The sequence below is a fragment of the Burkholderia sp. Tr-20355 genome, from assembly GCF_017104685.1.
Classification (GTDB): Bacteria; Pseudomonadota; Gammaproteobacteria; order Burkholderiales; family Burkholderiaceae; genus Burkholderia; species Burkholderia seminalis.
In genome coordinates this window covers 1-16,132 of record NZ_JAAGPK010000169.1, presented here as the reverse complement: position 1 = coordinate 16,132, position 16,132 = coordinate 1, and the positions used below count along the sequence as shown (strand labels likewise).

At 70.9% G+C, this 16,132-nt stretch carries 7 protein-coding genes and 1 pseudogene; 1 reads left to right on the top strand and 7 read right to left on the bottom strand.

Features of this window, described 5'->3' with window-relative positions:
* The first annotated feature begins 42 nt into the window (after positions 1–42).
* Complete coding sequence (locus G3N62_RS29025; protein ID WP_241013241.1) at positions 43–8,979, top strand: LWXIA domain-containing protein; 8,937 nt, start codon at positions 43–45, stop codon at positions 8,977–8,979.
* A 40-nt stretch (positions 8,980–9,019) separates the two neighbouring features.
* Here the strand turns inward: G3N62_RS29025 and asnB are convergent, their stop codons facing one another.
* From asnB to G3N62_RS28990, 7 genes and pseudogenes are all read right to left on the bottom strand, one after another.
* Positions 9,020–10,987 carry an asparagine synthase (glutamine-hydrolyzing) gene (gene asnB, locus G3N62_RS29020; protein ID WP_124670286.1) on the bottom strand — a complete coding sequence of 656 codons (1,968 nt, stop codon included), beginning with the start codon at positions 10,985–10,987 and terminating at the stop codon, positions 9,020–9,022.
* Positions 10,988–11,263: 276 nt separating this feature from the next.
* Positions 11,264–12,295 (bottom strand): EscU/YscU/HrcU family type III secretion system export apparatus switch protein, encoded by a 1,032-nt coding sequence (locus G3N62_RS29015; protein WP_124670285.1) that lies wholly within the window; start codon positions 12,293–12,295, stop codon positions 11,264–11,266.
* A 16-nt stretch (positions 12,296–12,311) separates the two neighbouring features.
* A complete protein-coding gene (gene sctT / locus G3N62_RS29010) occupies positions 12,312–13,121 on the bottom strand; it encodes a type III secretion system export apparatus subunit SctT (protein WP_034189405.1) in 810 nt (269 codons plus the stop codon).
* A complete protein-coding gene (locus tag G3N62_RS29005) occupies positions 13,115–13,753 on the bottom strand; it encodes a hypothetical protein (protein WP_124670284.1) in 639 nt (212 codons plus the stop codon). Before G3N62_RS29005 ends, sctT begins: the two co-directional genes overlap by 7 nt.
* Complete coding sequence (gene sctN / locus G3N62_RS29000; protein WP_124670283.1) at positions 13,746–15,125, bottom strand: type III secretion system ATPase SctN; 1,380 nt, start codon at positions 15,123–15,125, stop codon at positions 13,746–13,748. Before sctN ends, G3N62_RS29005 begins: the two co-directional genes overlap by 8 nt.
* Positions 15,122–15,751, bottom strand: a complete 630-nt coding sequence (gene sctL / locus G3N62_RS28995; protein WP_034189402.1) for a type III secretion system stator protein SctL — start codon at positions 15,749–15,751, stop codon at positions 15,122–15,124. The genes sctN and sctL overlap by 4 nt, the downstream gene beginning before the upstream one ends.
* Positions 15,733–16,044, bottom strand: a pseudogene (locus G3N62_RS28990) (bcscK); the annotation flags it as partial. The pseudogene G3N62_RS28990 and the gene sctL, both read right to left, overlap by 19 nt.
* Between the last annotated feature and the right edge of the window lie 88 nt (positions 16,045–16,132).

Below are 16,132 nucleotides of genomic sequence, written 5' to 3'. Positions count from 1 at the left end.
CGTACGGCCGCGCCGCCCGAGCCGGTCAAGGCGCTCGACGGCGTGTTCAGCGCGCCGAACCGCGTGCTCGTGCTCGTCAGGCCGGAACGCCCCGGTGCGCCCGAGCGGAACGCGGAGCGGGAAACGGCCGCGGCCGACCGCGGCACGCGCGCGATCGACGACGCGGGCGACCCGACCGCACCCGCACCGACCGGCGGCGAACGTCGCGCCGCGGCGAACGACGACATCGGACTCGCCGCCGCGCACCCCGAAACGACCGAGACCGCCCCGCCCGACCCCGGCGCATCCAAGCCGGGCTGGGTCACGCGGATGCAGATGCGCTTCGGCGGCGCGGCGCTGCCCGAAGCCGCACAGGCGCTCGCGATGCAGTCGGGCACGCTCGCCACCCAACTGCGCATGCTGCAGGACGCCGGCTGGCGCGTGACGCTCGGCAAGCGCGGCGGCGGCAGCCGCATCGACCCGCGCAAGCGTCGCGTGACGATCGACGGCGCGCTCCAGCATCCGGGCAGCATCACATATACGCTCGCGCACGAAGCGCGCCATGCGGTCGAGGCGATGGCCGGTGTGCTGAATCTCGACTACGGCAACCGCAGCCGCTTCACGCGCAAGGCGCTCGAAGCCGAGGCGCGCGCGCAGATCAACGCGTTCGAGGCACGCTACGAAATCAAGCTCGCGGGTGGCGGCGACATTGCCGCGCATGTGCGCCTGCCCGATGTGATCGAGCGCGAAGGCGCCGCGTGGCGCGCGCCGTCGCACGACTACGCGGGCACGGTCGGACGCCTCGTCGACGCATTCGCGGATGCGCCCGTGTCGGGCCGCGACGGCGAGACCTACCGCGACTTCTACGACGACGTATGGTCGCGCCAGAAGCGCCGCGGCGGCATCCCGCGCCGGATGCCCGCGCCGCAAACGCACGAGACCGCCGACGCGCCGCGCGGCGTGCGCAGCTTCGACGAACGCGTCGCCTGGAGCCGCGCGCATGCCGACTATGCGTCGCCGTTCGGCGACGGGCCCGTGCCTGCCGCGGCCGACCTGCAAGCAGCGCGCAGCCGCCACTTCACGATGCTGCAGGACGAAGGCGTGCTGATGCTGCATGCCGACACGTTGCCGGACGGCACGCTGCTCGCGGGTGGACAACCGGCCAGCGTGCATGAATACGCGCTCGACCAGGCGCCGTCGTTCCTGATCAAGGACGGCTATTCGATCGTGCTGTCGGCGACGCACGGCGGCGATGCGGCTGCCGCGCAGCTCGCGAACCTGTGGCAGCGGCCGGTGTATGCGCCGCCCCCGCACGCGGTCGGCGAACGCGCGGCGCTGCTCGACACCGGCGTGTTCCGCCGCTACGACCCGGCGCCCGCGGCACCGCACGATCTCGGGCCGCTGGCGGCCGACGCCGAAGGCGTGCACGTCGAGGGCAATCCGGCCGCGCGGATCGACGTCGAGCGTCACGTCGGCGAACTGCTCGGCGCCGGCGGCGAGAAAACCGTGTTCGCGCTCGGCCACGATGCCGCGCTCGCGGTTTACGACCACGGCCCGCATACGTCGGAAGCCCGCCAGATCGAAGCGGCGATCGACGAGAGCATCGCACTCGACGATCTCGCCGCGTACGACCTGAAGACCGTGACGATGCACGGTCCGTTCTCCGCGCTGAACCGCGTCGCCGTGCTGTACCGGCCGCTGGGCGTGTTCCACAGCTACGGCTTCGAGACGGGCGCGCTGCCGCGCGTGGTGTCGCGCGCGGCGCTCGAGCATATCCGGCAGATTCGCGAAGTCGTCGAACGCACGGGCATCGGCTTCGACCTGCAAGGCCTCTTCACGCGCGGCGGCGATTTCCTGCTGAGCGACCCCGGCCCGATCGGCACGGGCGCGGGCGAGCACTTCACCGCGCTGCAGCGGCTCGCGGTGATCGAGCGCGCGCTGACGCAAGGCCTCGAGCGCGGCAACATCGAACTCGCGCATCCGCGGCTCGCCGAAACGCCGCCGCCCGATGCGTTCGTGCAAAAACCGTCGGTCATCACGCGCGTGCGGATGCGCTTCGGCGGCGCCCCGCTGCCGAAGGAAGCGTACCGGCTGATCGACGCGTCGAGCCTGCTGTCTCAGCAGCTTCGGCTCGGCACCGACGCCGGCTGGAAAGTCGTGCGCGGCAAGCCCGGCGGCGGCAGCAAGATCGATACGCGGCGGCGCCGCGTATCGATCGACGGCGGCCTGCGGTCGACCGGATCGATGGTCTACGTGCTCGCGCATGAAGCCCGCCACGCGCTCGAGGCCGCGACCGGCACGCTCGGGCTCGACTACGGCTCGACGCAGGGTTACGTGCGTAGCGCGCTGCTCGCCGAGGCGCGCGCGCAGGTCAACGCGTTCGCGGTGCGCGACGAGATCCGGGCGAATCTCGGCGTCGACATCGGCCGCCACGTCGCGCTGCCCGAGGCGATCGCCAACGAATACGGCCGCGCGCGGCCCGGCGACGCCGCCTCGCTCGCGCGCCTCGCCGACGCGTTCGAGCACAGCCCGACATCGCTCGACGGCGGCGTGACCTACGGCGAGCTGTATCGGCGCCACGCGCAGGCCGCGCGGCGTACCGGGGTCACGATGCCGGCGCCGCGCGACACGGCCGCCACGCTCGCCGAGGAAACGGCATGGTCGCGCGCCCGTCCGGTGAAGGCGTCGCCGTTCGACGGCAAGCCGGTAGCCGGCGTCGACGCACTGACGCTCGACCGCTCGGGCCCGCTGTCCTACGACCGCGACGGCCGCATCGTGATCGTGCATGGCGTCACCGACGCGCAAGGCCGCCTCGTCGATCCGGACGGCCGGCCATACACGCCGGTCGAGGTCACGCTCGCGCACCGCTCGGTGCTCGGCCTGCCCGGCTCGTCGGTGATCCTCTCGGCACGCAACGGCCGCGACGCCGCCGCGTGGCTCGCGAACGTCTGGCAGCGCCCCGTCTACGCCCCGCCGACGATCGCGGTCGGGCTCGGTGCCGAGGCACGGCTCGGCCATACGAACGCGTGGCTGCGTTACGATCCGGCGCCGCACCTGCGCCCGGACCTCGGCGCGCTCGACGTCGATGGCAACGGCGTCCACGTCAGCGGCGATCCGGCCGCCCGCGTGCCGGTCGAGCGCTTCACCGGCGCGGCAACCGGCGCCGGCATCGAGAAGACCGTGTTCGAACTCGGCCGCCGCAATGCGATCGGCCTCTACCTGGGCACCGACAATCGCGCGATCCTCGGTCACATCGAATCGATCCGCCTCGAACAGGAAGGCCTCGCGGCGCTGCGCGCGCACGGGCTGCGCACGCTCACGGTCGGCGGCCCGTTCGCGGCCTTCGATCGCGTGGCCGTGATGTACGCGCCGTTCGCGTCGCTGAGCAGCCACGACGTGATGGCCGGCGTGCTGCCGGCGCGCGTCACCCGCGACGCATTCGCGCAGCTCGACCGCGCGCGCGACATCACCGCGCGGCACCGCCTGTACTACGACTTCGAAGGCGTGTTCGACGCGCATGGCGACTTCTACCTGAGCGACCCGTCGACGGTCATGACCGATGCGCCGAAGCTGAACGTCGAAGGCATCGTCCGCGAGATCGGCGCGCTGCGCGTGACGCTCGAGGACGGCATCGCGCGCGGTGCGATCGAGCTCGCGCATCCGGGCATCGCCGAACACCTGCCGCCCGACGCATTCGTGCAGAAGCCGTCCGTCATCACGCGCATCCGCATGCGTTTCGGCGGCGCGCCGCTGCCGAAGGCCGCTCATGCGCTGATCGACCGCTCGAGCCTGTTGCGCCAGCAGGTCGCGCTGGCCGGCGAGGCCGGCTGGCAAATCGTGGTGGGCCGGCCCGGGCGCGGCAGCCGGATCGATACCGCGAAGCAGCGGATCGTGCTCGACGGGCAGTTCCACGGCACCGGCACGCTCGTCTATACGCTCGCCCACGAAGCGCAGCACGCGGTCGAGACGATCACGCGCCGCCTCGCGCTCGATCGCTCGTCGCCGGAGGCGCTGACCGACAGTGCGCTGATGGCCGAAGCGCGCGCGCAGGCGAACGCGTTCGCGGTGCGCCGCGAAATCCTCGACGACGGCGGCATCGACATCGCCCGGGACGCCCGCCTGCCCGACGCGATCGCACGGGAAGCCGACCACGTGATGCCCGGCGACGAAGCCGGGCTGCGCCGGCTCGCGGCCGCCTTCGGCGATGCCGCGCCGTCCGTGCCCGGCCACATGAACTATCGCGCGTACTACGCGAACCAGGCCGACGCGATGCATGCGCGCGGCGTGCCGCGCGAGATGCCGGCGCCCGCGCCGCAGCCGGCGTCGAACGTGCCGGCCGCCGCCGCGACGGCGGACGCCGCGAGCCGCCGGCATGCGCTCGATCACCTCGCCTCGCATGGCAAGCGCGACCTGGTCCGCATCGACGGTTCGCAGCTCGCGTCGCTCCAGCAGATGAAGGAGGCGTTCGGCACGAATGCGCACGTGCTGATCGCCGAGCATGAACCGCGGCCGGACGCGTCCGTCGAGGCGCGCCATGCGCAGCCGAAGTTCATCGCGAGCATGCGCACCGACGGCAACGGTACGTTCGTCGACAAGGCGTCCGCCGATCCGGCCGCGCCGATCCCGGACGCGGTCTATCGCGCGCTGAAGGACAACGGTGGCGCGCAACGGGCGGACGTCGATTTCTACGTGTCGCCCGTGTCGCTCGCGCAATTGCGCGAGTACGGCGGCGCCGCGCGGATCACCGGGCGCAGCGACGGCCGCACCTGGGAAGCCGAACAGGCGGCGGCGACGCCCGACGCGAGCGTCGTCACGACGCTGAAATCGCTCGCCGACGCGCCGCGTTTTCGCCGGCCGAAGCAGGCGGCGAAGGCGGCCGGCGACGGCGCGACGCTTTACGCGATCGACAAGGAAACCGGCAAGGTGCTCGGCTACGCGACGCGCAACGCCGCGCACGACTGGACCTATCACGAGTCGACCTCGCTCGGCGACGCGACGATCGCACCGCGCGATCTCGGCGCCGCGTTCCGCCGGCGCGCGCGCAATCTGTCCGGCGGCCGGCGCGGCGTGCGATTCGTCGTGACGGACGTCGCGCACGACACGGTCGAGCGCTACGGCGGCTTCGCGCCGGCCGCGATGCGCAAGGCGCTCGGCGACGAGAAGCCGCCGATGCAGAAACTCGGCACGCGCGTGCAGCGCGGCCTCGCGAAGGCCGATCCCGGCGTGCGCCGCAAGATCGCCGAGATCGACGGCGCCGACAGTCCGTTGCTGCCGCCGAAGCTCGTCCCGGACAGCGAACAGCTCGCGATCGACTTCAGCGGCGCGAACACGCTGCATCTGATGCGCGCGCTGGAGCTGAAGGCCATCCGCGGCGATCACTACGTGTACGTGTACGAGACCGATCATCCGGTCGCCGAATCGCTGCATGCGCGCCGCGGCATCATCGCGATCCGCGACGGCAACGCGCGCTGGTACGACGACGCCGAGCAATTGCGCGACCGGCCGGACGCGGGCCGCCCGCTCGACGAGATGCCGCTCGGGCGCGGCCCGTTCGGCGCGAATCAGCACTTCCTGCTGTCGACGCTCGCGCCCGATGCGTTCGATCCGCGCGCGACCGCCACGCAGAAAGCCGCGCTTGCGCAACGGCTCACGCAGTTGCTCGACGAGAAATCGAATTTCGATGCGCTGCCGGCGAAATTCGACCTCGCGACGCGCTGGATCCGCACGCAGATCGCCAGCCAGATCGATCGCGTGAAAGCGGCGCAGGCCGACCTCGCCGCCGCCCAGCAGGCCGCGCAGCCGGCGGGCGGCGGCACGACCCGCCCCGCCGGCCGGGTGCGCAATGCGCTGCGCGGCAAGGGCGGCCGGCGCAGCCGCCACGCCGCGAATGCGTCGAATGCGTCGAACGTGCCGGCCGCGCCGAAGCCGCCGAAAACGCCGGCCGCCAAACCGCTGACGCTGCGGCCATACCAGCCGAGCCTGGGTTCGAGCACGGTCGCGGAATGGGTGATGCGCTACGGCGCCGCCAAGGTGGCCGACTGGTTCCCGACGGTCGACCGCGTGAAGGCGGTCGCCGCACGCCGGAACCAGCCCGATGCCGGCGGCCTCGCGCTGACCGACGAACCGCAGACGATCCTGGCCGACGCACCGATGCTGAAAGCGCTCGGCATCCCCCTTGGTCTCGCGCGCGAGGTGTCGAGCATGCCGTCGCGCGGGCCGGTCGCCGATCCACACGGCGATCACAACCGGTTCGTGAAGTGGATGCAGGCGTACGCCACGCGCCACAGCGCGGCACGCATGATCGACAAGCGCGCGATCCAGGCGTTCGTGCGCGCGCCGGCCGAGATCCAGGACCGCGTCGCACCGATGGCGCGTGCGTTCAACCTGCGCGACGATCCGGCGCTCGCGGTGCGCTACATCGACCAATATGGCGGCGCGATGCCGGTGGTGTCGATTCCGGTCGATCCGCACACGCTCGCGGCCGCGCGCGGCGGCAAGCACGACCCGGCGTTCATCCGGCGCGCCCGCCAGTTCGGTTCCCCGATCGGCGCGCGCTACAACGAGGCCGACGCGACGATCACGCGCGAGGCGCCGGACGGCACCACGCGCACGCTCGAGCTCGACGACATCGCGCATCTGCACCAATGGCTCACCGCGGCGTCGCGCTACGGTTTCCAGCTTCGTCTCGAAGCGGCGGCCGGCCGCCCGCTCGTGTCCGCGGACGACCGCCGCACGATCGCCGGCACCAACGACAGCTACGCCGAATACACGCGGCTCATGACGTCGTTCGAGCGCTGGTCGCACGATCACCCCGGCGCACCCGCGCCGAACGTGATGCTGAGCTTTCACGGGTGGGACGCCGTGCTCGAACCGGTGCCGGGCGCCGGCCACGTCGAGCTGCTCGATGCGCTGCTCGACCGCAAGGCGATCGACTGGCTGCACGTCGGGCTGTCGTACGGCACGCACGGGACCGACTTCATCGCGAACCAGGACCTGACGCGGGCGCTGGCGGAACGGATCGTCGACTATTACCAGACCGACCGTCACGGCAAGTTCGCCCGGCTGCACGGCGCCGACGCGCTCACGCGCGTCTTCGAACCGGTGAGCCCCGAGGCGTTCGCGAACCAGCAGCAGGTGCTGTTCGCGGAAATCGCGCGCATCGGCAAGTCGAAAGGCCTGTCCGACGACGCGCTCGCGACGCTGCGCAGCGAACTGTACGAACGCAACACGACCGCGCTCGTCAACCAGGCGCGCAAGGCGACGATCGAGCATGCGATGACGCAGTGGGCGTCGGCCGACCATCCGCCCGCCACGCGCACCGAAAAACTCGCCCGCCGCTTCGGCGAACGCTGGCTCGCGGAAGCCGGCGGCCGCGCGCCGGCACGCGGCACCGTCGTGACGAGCGCCGATCCCGCCGGGCCGCTGGCCGACAGTCGCGCCTACTGGCAGTCGGTGGTCGAGCGCGAAGCGCTGAAGAACGATCCGTCGAAGCCGATCAGCGTCGGCCGGCAGATCGCGGCGAACCCGAAACAGGCCAAGATGATCGAGGAACTGCAGGCGCTCGCGCAGATCAACGCGCTGCGCGTGCACCGGCCGTCGTTCCGCAAGGCGGAGCTGTGGAAGTCGATCGGCTTCAGCTCGCTCGTCACCGGGGCGGGCGCGCTCGTGATCGCCGATACGCTCGGTGCGACGCACGTGCTGCGGCACGACATGCTGAGCAGCGCGACGTCGTCGTTCCTGCTGGGCTCGCGTCTCGGCCGCGTGTTCCAGGTCATGCACCAGGGCGCGGTGCGCAGCCTGCAGGCCGGCGATCCGAAGGCCGCGCAGGCGGTCCTCACGCGGCTCGAAGTGACGCTGTCGCGGCAGTTGCGCTCGGGCGCGCACGATTACGGCCAGAACCGGCGCGCCCAGCTGGAGCAAATCTCGAACGAAGCGCGGACGCTGGCCGCGCAGTACGTCGAACTGAATCGCGTCGGGCTGATGAGTTTCGACGACGCGACCACCCACATCAAGGCGCTCGCCGCGGACGTGCTCGCGCAGATGCAGGGCACCGTCGGCGGCACGTCGCTGCAGCAGCTCCATACCGGCAACCCGCGCCACCTGTTCGGGATCGCGGGTCGCGCGGGCGCCGCGATCACATCGACCGCGACGCTCGCGGTCGGCATCAGCGGCGTCGTGCACGCGCACGGCGCGTTCGATCTCGCCTACGGCTCGGCCGCCATCGCGAGCGGTGCGTTGGGTGCCACGTACGCGGGGCTCGTCTATACGATCGGCGCGCACCGCGTGAATGCCGACAAGCGCAGCCGCATCGTGCGCTTCACCGATTCGGCGAGCGACTTCATGGCCGTCGCGTACGGCGGTCTCGGCACCGGCGTGCAGTGGAGCGGCGGCCATTACGATCTCGCCATCGCGACCGGCGTGTCCACCGCGCTGCTGCTCGGCGGGCGTCTGAACACGCATTTCCCGAACGCGACGCCGCTGATCAAGAAGATCCCCACGGCCGTCGTGCTGATTCCGGTCGGCGCGTTCGCGTACAAGCTGATCGAAGGTCTGTGGACGACGTTCTTCGGCTCGGGGTCCGGCGCGTCGAATCAGTCGAATCAGTCGAATTCGTCGCAATCGCATCTCGCGCCCGGCGCGTCGCCGAGCGCTTCGACCCATCCTTCGGCCAGCGCCGCGCCGAGCGCTTCGACAACCGCGTCGCCCGGTACCTCGCCTGCCGCGCCGGCTTCGCCGTCGGCCAGCGCCACGCCGTCGACCGCGCAACCGTCCGGGTCGCCGCAGCCCTATATCGTCGTGGCCGGCGATTCGCTGTGGGTGATCGCCGACCGACATCGCCAGTCGCTGCTCGACGCCGCGCACGTGTCGCGCGCCGACCAGCAGGCGATGCCGCGCGGCGAGCAGGATACGCTCGCACTCAACGAGATCCTGCAGCTCAATCCGTCGGTTTCACGCGATCCGAACCAGTTGTCGGTCGGCACGCCTCTGATCGTGGGCTGATATCGGCGTGCCGTCCGCGGGGCGCCGATATCACGCCGCATCACGCCGCCCGCTGATGTTCCAGCCACGCCTGGAACATCAACACCGTCCACAACGGGTGCTGCCAGTTCATCCGGCCGGTCTGGTGCTGCCGCCACAGCCGCTCGACCGCGGTCGCGTCGAAGAAGCCTTCTTCGCGTAGCCGCGACGGGCGCAGCAGCGCCTCGGCCCAGTCGCGCAGCGCGCCGCGCAGCCAGTGATCGACGGGCGCGCAGAAGCCCTGCTTCGGCCGGTCGATCAGCGCGGACGGCACGTACCGGTCGAGCAGCCGGCGCAGCAGCGCCTTCGACTGCCCTTCCGGCAAGCGCACGGACGCCGGCACGCGCCACGCGAATTCGACGACGTGATGATCGAGGAACGGCATGCGCGTCTCGAGGCTCACGGCCATCGCCGCGCGATCGACTTTCGCGAGAATGTCGGTCGGCAGGTAGGTGAGCGTGTCGATCGCCATCGCCTGCTCGGCGAAGCTCAGGTGCGCGGGCCACGCCGACACCGTGTCGAGCGGCGTCGGCGGCTCCTGCCCCGACAGCGCGATGCGCTCGGGATGATGCACCGACGACATCAGCAGCCGGTACAGCCCGATCCGGCTCTCGGCCGTCATCACGTGGCCGAGCTTGTGCAGGCGATCGCCGATGCGCGTCGCCGTGTCGCGCGCCTCCACGCCGCCCCACGCGCCCTGCGCGACGGCCGCGAGCTGGTCCGCGTGATCGGGCCGCAGCGCATGCAGCGCGGCCGCGATGCGCGCCCGCACGGCCGCCGGCACGCGGTGCAGCTTGCGCCACAGGCGCGGCGTCAGGAAGTAGCGCGTATAGCCGCCGAACAGCTCGTCGCCGCCGTCGCCGGACAGGCTCACCTTCACGTGCCGGCGCGTCAGTTCCGACACGAGGAAGGTCGGGATCTGCGACGCATCGGCGAACGGCTCGTCGTAGATCGACGGCAGCTTCGGGACGACGCCGAGCGCATGGTCGGCCGTCACGTAGAGTTCGGTATGGCGTGTGCCGAGGTGGCGCGCGACGGCCTTCGCGTAACCGGCTTCGTCGTAGCCGGCCTCGTGGAAGCCGATCGTAAACGTGTCGACCGGCGTCGACGATTGCGCCTGCATCAGCGCGACGATCGTCGACGAATCGATGCCGCCCGACAGGAACGCGCCGAGCGGCACGTCCGCTTCCATCTGCCGCGCGACGGCCCGGCGCAGGATCGCGTCGAGCTGGTCGACGGCTTCGTTGGCATTGCCCTCGAACGGCTGCGCACGGCCCGCCTCGATCGTCTGCTCGAGCGTCCAGTACGCCCGCACGCGCGGCGTGTCGCGCGCATGCTCGAACTGGATGTAGGTGCCGGGCGGCAGCTTGTGGATGCCGCGATAGATCGTGTAAGGCGCAGGCACGCTCGACTGACGCAGGTACAGGCACAGCGCGTCGCGATCGATCGCGCCGTCGAAACCCGGATAACCGCGCAGCGCCTTCAGCTCGGACGCGAACACCAGCGCGTCGCCGATCCGGCCGTAGTAGAGCGGCTTCTCGCCGATCCGGTCGCGTGCGAGCGTCAGCACGCGCGACGCGCGATTCCACAGCGCGAACGCGAACATGCCGGTCGCGCGGCGCAACGTTGCCTCGATACCCCACGCGACGATCGCCGCGATCAGCACCTCGCTGTCGGAGTGGCCGCGCCACGCCGGTGCGCGACCCGCGCGCTCGAGCTCCGCGCGCAGTTCGCGATGGTTGTAGATTTCGCCGTTGAAGACCATGACGTAGCGGCCGCACGCGGATGCCATCGGCTGTCGGCCATGCACCGACAGGTCGAGGATCGCAAGTCGCCGGTGGCCGAGCGCGATGCCGGCTTCCGGGTCGACCCAGATCCCCTGCCCGTCCGGCCCGCGATGCGCGAGGCTCGTCGTCATTCGCGCGAGCGTGCCGCGCGCTGTCTCCTCATCGAAGGCGACGCTATTCAGAAAGCCGTCGATTCCGCACATTTGATTTGTCTGCCCCTGTTGACCTGTTCCGTCATGTACCGCGCAAACTCGCGGCCGCCGTCGGGCGTGACGGTCGGGCCATATTACGAAGAAATAAATCAGCAATAATTCACTGGTGAACGCAGACGAAATCCGGAAAAAAACCCGCGTCAAGCCCCGGGGGCGGATCGCCCCGCCAAGGGGCCATATCGAACGGGAACGGACGGCCGATGCGCGACGCGCGCGGGAAATAAGGGCGGCATGCACAAACGCTCGCCGCCACCGCGCCACGCCGCGTCACCCCCCGCCGGTCGCCCATTTCAGCAACTGCGCGACCTCGCGGAAATGCTGCGGCTGAATCGTGCCGTTCTCGGGCGTCGTCTCGTACAGCGCCTGGGCGAGCCCGACGTTCGCGAGCGTCGGGCGCAACGCGTCGCGGGCGAGCCGCACGATCCGCTCGGCCGCGTCGCCCTCGCCGCGCGCGAGCACCCACGGCAGCGTGCCGATCCCGCCGTAATAGAGCGCCACCGCGACGCGCGGCGAATACACGACCACCGACGCGTAGCCGATACGGTCGGGCAGCGACGCGAACTGCGCTTCGCGCGCGAGCTGCCGGCGCTTCGCCTCGATGTGCGGATCGCCTTCGTCCTCCTTGTGCTCGCGCCGCACTTCGTCGATCGACATCTTCATCTTCTGGTTGAACTCGTGCCGCTGGTGCACGATGTCGATCAGCGCCATCACGATGTAGATCAGCGCGGCCCAGCCGAACAGCAGCATCAGCAGCTTCACGATCAGCGCAAGGATCGAGACCGGCCGCGTGAAACCCGACTGCACCGCCGGGTCGAGCGACTCGACGATCAGCCAGCCGAGCGTCGCGACCAGCAGCGCCGTCTTCAGCAGCATCTTCGCGAGATTGACGAGGTTGCGCAGCGACCACAGGTTCTTCATGCCCTCGGCCGGATTGAGCCGCGACAGCTGCGGCACGAGACGGCTCCACGCCATCACGCCGCCCACCTGCACGAAGCCCGCGAGCAGCCCGGCCAGCAACCCGGCCGCGACGATCTGCGCGGACAGCGTCGCCCAGTCGCGCGCGGCGCCGTCGATCAGCACCGCGAGCCGCGCGGCCGGGTCCGCCGCGCCCACCGCGTCGAACACGAGCCGGAACAGCGCCTGCAGCCGCGCGAACAGCGAACCGATGCCCACCGCGAGCGCGACGCACACGCCGACGAAGAACGCCGACGAAATCGTCTCCGCGCTCTTCGGCACGTCGCCTTTCTCGCGCGCCTCGCGCAGGCGCTTCGCGGTCGGCTTCTGGTCCTTTTCGGCCATGTCGGCGCCGCCGCGCTCAGCCGCCGCCGTGCGCGGCGAACAGCGCGCGCAGCAGCGCCATCAGCCCGCTGTCGGGGCTCAGCAGCGAATGCAGCGACGCGTACACCACCGGCAGGAACAGCATCATCATCAGCAGGGCCAGCGCGCTCTTCAGCGGCTGCGAGAACACGAAGATGTTCAGCTGCGGCACCGCGCGCCCGACGAGGCCGATGCCGAGCTCGACGAGGACCAGCACGATCGTCACCGGCGCCGCGAGCTTCACCATCCATTCGAAGATCGTGTCGGTCTGCCGCACGATGAAGGTCTGCAGCATCGACGAGAAATCGGGGCCGAGCGAACCGATCGGCCACCACGCATACGACTGCGCGAACAGCTGCACCAGCACCTGCAGGCCGCCCGCCGTGACGAACAGCGTGATCGCGACGAAATTCAGGAATCCCGACGTCGGGCCGCCCTCGTGCCCGCCCATCGGATCGAAGAACGCGGCGCTGCCGCTGCCGGTCTGGAAGTCGATCAGGTAACCGACGCCCTGGATCGCGAACAGCACCGCGCTGAACGCGCCCGCGAGCAGCATGCCGACCACCGCCTCCTTCGCGACGAGCAGGCACCACATCAGGAACGGCAGCGCGGCCACCTGCGCGGAATCGATCGCGGGCGCGACGAATGCGGCGATCACGACGGCGATCCCGTTGCGCACGAGGCCCGTGATGATCTGCTCGTTGAACACCGGCACGACGAACATGACCGGCAACAGGCGCGGCATCACGTAGAGCAGCGGCCGCAGCGTGCCCGCGACGTCGTTGAAACCCGCGGCCTGGTCTAGCATCGGCGCTCCGCGGCCGCGGGCGGCGCGGCATCGTCGGCCGCGGGCTCGCCAGCCGGGTCGGACATCTCCGCATCGAACGCGGCGGCCGCTTCAGGCGGCGTGGACCCATGACCGGCCGTATCGCCCGCCCCGGCCACCCATGCGCCGGCCGTCGAGAAACGCCGCACCGCGTAACCGTCCGCGACTTCGTCGGCGTCGCGCTCGATCCGGGCGGCGCGCGCCTGCAGCGCCTTCTCGCCGGCCTTCTCGAGCTTGTCCTCGGCGGCCTTCGCCTTGCGCGCGGCGCGCTGCAGGTCGGCGAGCGTCGCCTCGTGGCCGCGATGCAGGTGCGCGGCCTGGTTCACCGATGCGTTCGCGGTGCCGATGTGGCGGTCGAACGTGCGTGTATCGGCCGCGGCCTCCTGCAGCGCGCGCGCCTCGCGCAGATCGTCGGCGAGCCGCACCTGGATCGCGGCCTTCGCGGCAACCTGTTGCGCAAGCTGCGCTTGCGCGGCATCGAGCGCGCGACGGCTCTGCGCGGCGACGCCCTGCTGGCGCGCGGCCGCGACGCGGGCGATCTGGCTGCGCATCTCGCGCACGCGCTTCAGGCGCGCGAGCGTCGCGAGCACGAGGCGGTCGTCGGCTTCAGACATGATCGTTCGCCAGCTTCATCAGCTTCGCGAGCTGCGCATCGAAACGCACGTCCTCGTTCGACGCCTGCGCGCAGAACGCGCCGATCGCGTCGCGCGCGCGCAGCGCGAGATCGCCGAGCCGGTCGCTGCCTTCGCGATACTCGCCGATCTGCACGAGCAGCTCGATCTCCTGGTACTTCGCGATCAGCTCGCGCACACGCGCGGCCGCCTGCTGGTGCGCGCGGCTCGCGACGAGCGGCATCACGCGCGACAGGCTCGCGAGCACGTCGATCGCCGGATAGCGGTTCGCGAGCGCGATCTTGCGCGACAGCACGATATGGCCGTCGAGGATCGAGCGCACCTCCTCGGCGATCGGGTCCGATTCCTCGTCCCCTTCGACGAGCACCGTATAGAGCGCGGTGATCGACCCGTGCGCACCCTGCCCCGCACGCTCGAGCAGGCGCGGCAGCACCGCGAACGTCGACGGCGGGAAGCTGCGCCGCGTCGGCGGCTCGCCGCTCGCGAGGCCGACCTCGCGCTGCGCGCGGGCAAAACGCGTCAGCGAATCGACCAGCAGCAGCACGCGCTTGCCCGCGTCGCGGAAGTGCTCGGCGATCGCGGTCGCGACCAGCGCGGATTTCACGCGCTCCATCGCGGGGCGATCGGAGGTCGATACGACGACGATCGACCGCGCGCGCACCTCCGGCGACAGGCTGTGCTCGATGAATTCGCGCACCTCGCGACCGCGTTCGCCGACGAGCGCGATCACGTTCACATCGGCCTGCGCGCCGCGCGCGATCATCCCGAGCAGCGTGCTCTTGCCGACGCCGGACGGCGCGAAGATGCCCACGCGCTGCCCGACGCCGAGCGTCATCAGGCCGTCGATCACGCGCACGCCGGTCGGAAACGGCGTGTCGATCATCTTGCGCGCGAGCGGATTCGGAGGGTCCTGCTGCGTCGACACCCACGCGGCGCCCGTCACGGGCCCGCGATCGTCGAGCGGCCGGCCGAGCCCTTCGAGCACCCGGCCGAACAGCCCGTCCCCCACCGGAAACACATGCTCGCGCCCGGACGGCACGACGGTCGTCTCCGGCGACAGCCCGGCCACGTCGCCGAGCGGCGTGAGCAACGTCGTCTGCCGCGAGAAACCGACCACCTCCGCGAGCAGCGTCGGCTGGTTCGGCGTGCGCAGCTCGCAGATCTCGCCGAGCCGCGCGCGGATGCCCGTCGCGTTCAGGATCTGCCCGACCGCGTGATTGACGCGACCCTGCACCGATACCGGCGAGAAGAACGCGAGCCCCGCGTCGAGTTCGCCGACGAGGCGGCCGCGATCGAACGGCGCGCCGTCGTCGTCGCCGCCGAACGGTTGCGGATCGTCGAGCGGCGCGTTCATCGCGCGGCGCCCTTCAGCGCATCGCGGCGGATCGCCTGGCGCAGCGCGTCGATCTGCAGGTCGAGACTCGCGTCGATGCGCCCGGACGGTGTCTCGACCGTGCACGCGTGGCGCTCGAGCCGCGCGTCCTCGACGATGCGGATCTTCTGCCGGTTCGACTGTCCGGCGAACGCGCCGTCGAGCGCGTCGCGCATCTCGTCCTGGCGGCCGGGCGCGACATGCACGACCAGAAACGCCTCGTCGCGCACGAGCGGCGCGATCCGCGCGAGCGCGGCCTCGTACAGCTTCTGCGTGCTCATCTCGCCGACGATCGCGCGCACGGCTTTCACGACGATATCGGCCATCGCATCCTTCATCGTCTCCATCGTGCGCGTGGCGGCAAGCGCCTGCGCGTAGGCCTGCGCGGCCTGCTCGCGCTGCGCGCGGCGCATCCCTTCGTCGTAGCCGGCCGCCTGGCGCTTGTCGAATTCGCGCTGCGCGTCGGCGACGATGCGCGCGGCCTCTTCATGCGCGGTCGCGATCACCGCGGACGCATCGAGCAGCGCCGCGTACTCGCGCTCCTTGAGCACCTTGCGCTCCGACAGCAGCTGCAGGTTGTCGCTCGTGATCAGAAAAGCCAGTCCCATGACGCAAGCCTCTCGGGAATCAGAAACAGGAACATCAGTTCGCCGAACTGGTCGCGCTGGGCGCGGTTCAGCCAGTAAGGCGCCTCGTCGTCGATCGCGCGGTTGAATTTCAGGCGCACGCGCCGCGCGACCGCCTCGCCGGCCGCGCCGATGAAATCCGCGAGCAGCCGGCCGCCGCGCGCGCGGATCACGACCGGCAACGCGGCGGGATCGGCACGCCACGGTTCGAGCGTTTCCGCCAGCGCGCCGAATTCCGGCGCGCGTTCGAGCACGAGGTCCAGCGCGTCGCCGCCAGCGCGGAAGAGCACAAGTGCGAACTGCAGTCACGAACAGCGAGCGTGCATGCCGTCCTCTGCATGAAAGAAAACATAAGGGACAGTA

Excerpts from the sequence above, each read along its gene's own strand:
- asnB (WP_124670286.1), bottom strand. The coding sequence starts at position 10,987 with ATGTGCGGAATCGACGGCTTTCTGAATAGCGTCGCCTTCGATGAGGAG.
- G3N62_RS29015 (WP_124670285.1), bottom strand. The coding sequence starts at position 12,295 with ATGGCCGAAAAGGACCAGAAGCCGACCGCGAAGCGCCTGCGCGAGGCG.
- sctT (WP_034189405.1), bottom strand. The coding sequence starts at position 13,121 with ATGCTAGACCAGGCCGCGGGTTTCAACGACGTCGCGGGCACGCTGCGG.
- G3N62_RS29005 (WP_124670284.1), bottom strand. The coding sequence starts at position 13,753 with ATGTCTGAAGCCGACGACCGCCTCGTGCTCGCGACGCTCGCGCGCCTG.
- sctN (WP_124670283.1), bottom strand. The coding sequence starts at position 15,125 with ATGAACGCGCCGCTCGACGATCCGCAACCGTTCGGCGGCGACGACGAC.
- sctL (WP_034189402.1), bottom strand. The coding sequence starts at position 15,751 with ATGGGACTGGCTTTTCTGATCACGAGCGACAACCTGCAGCTGCTGTCG.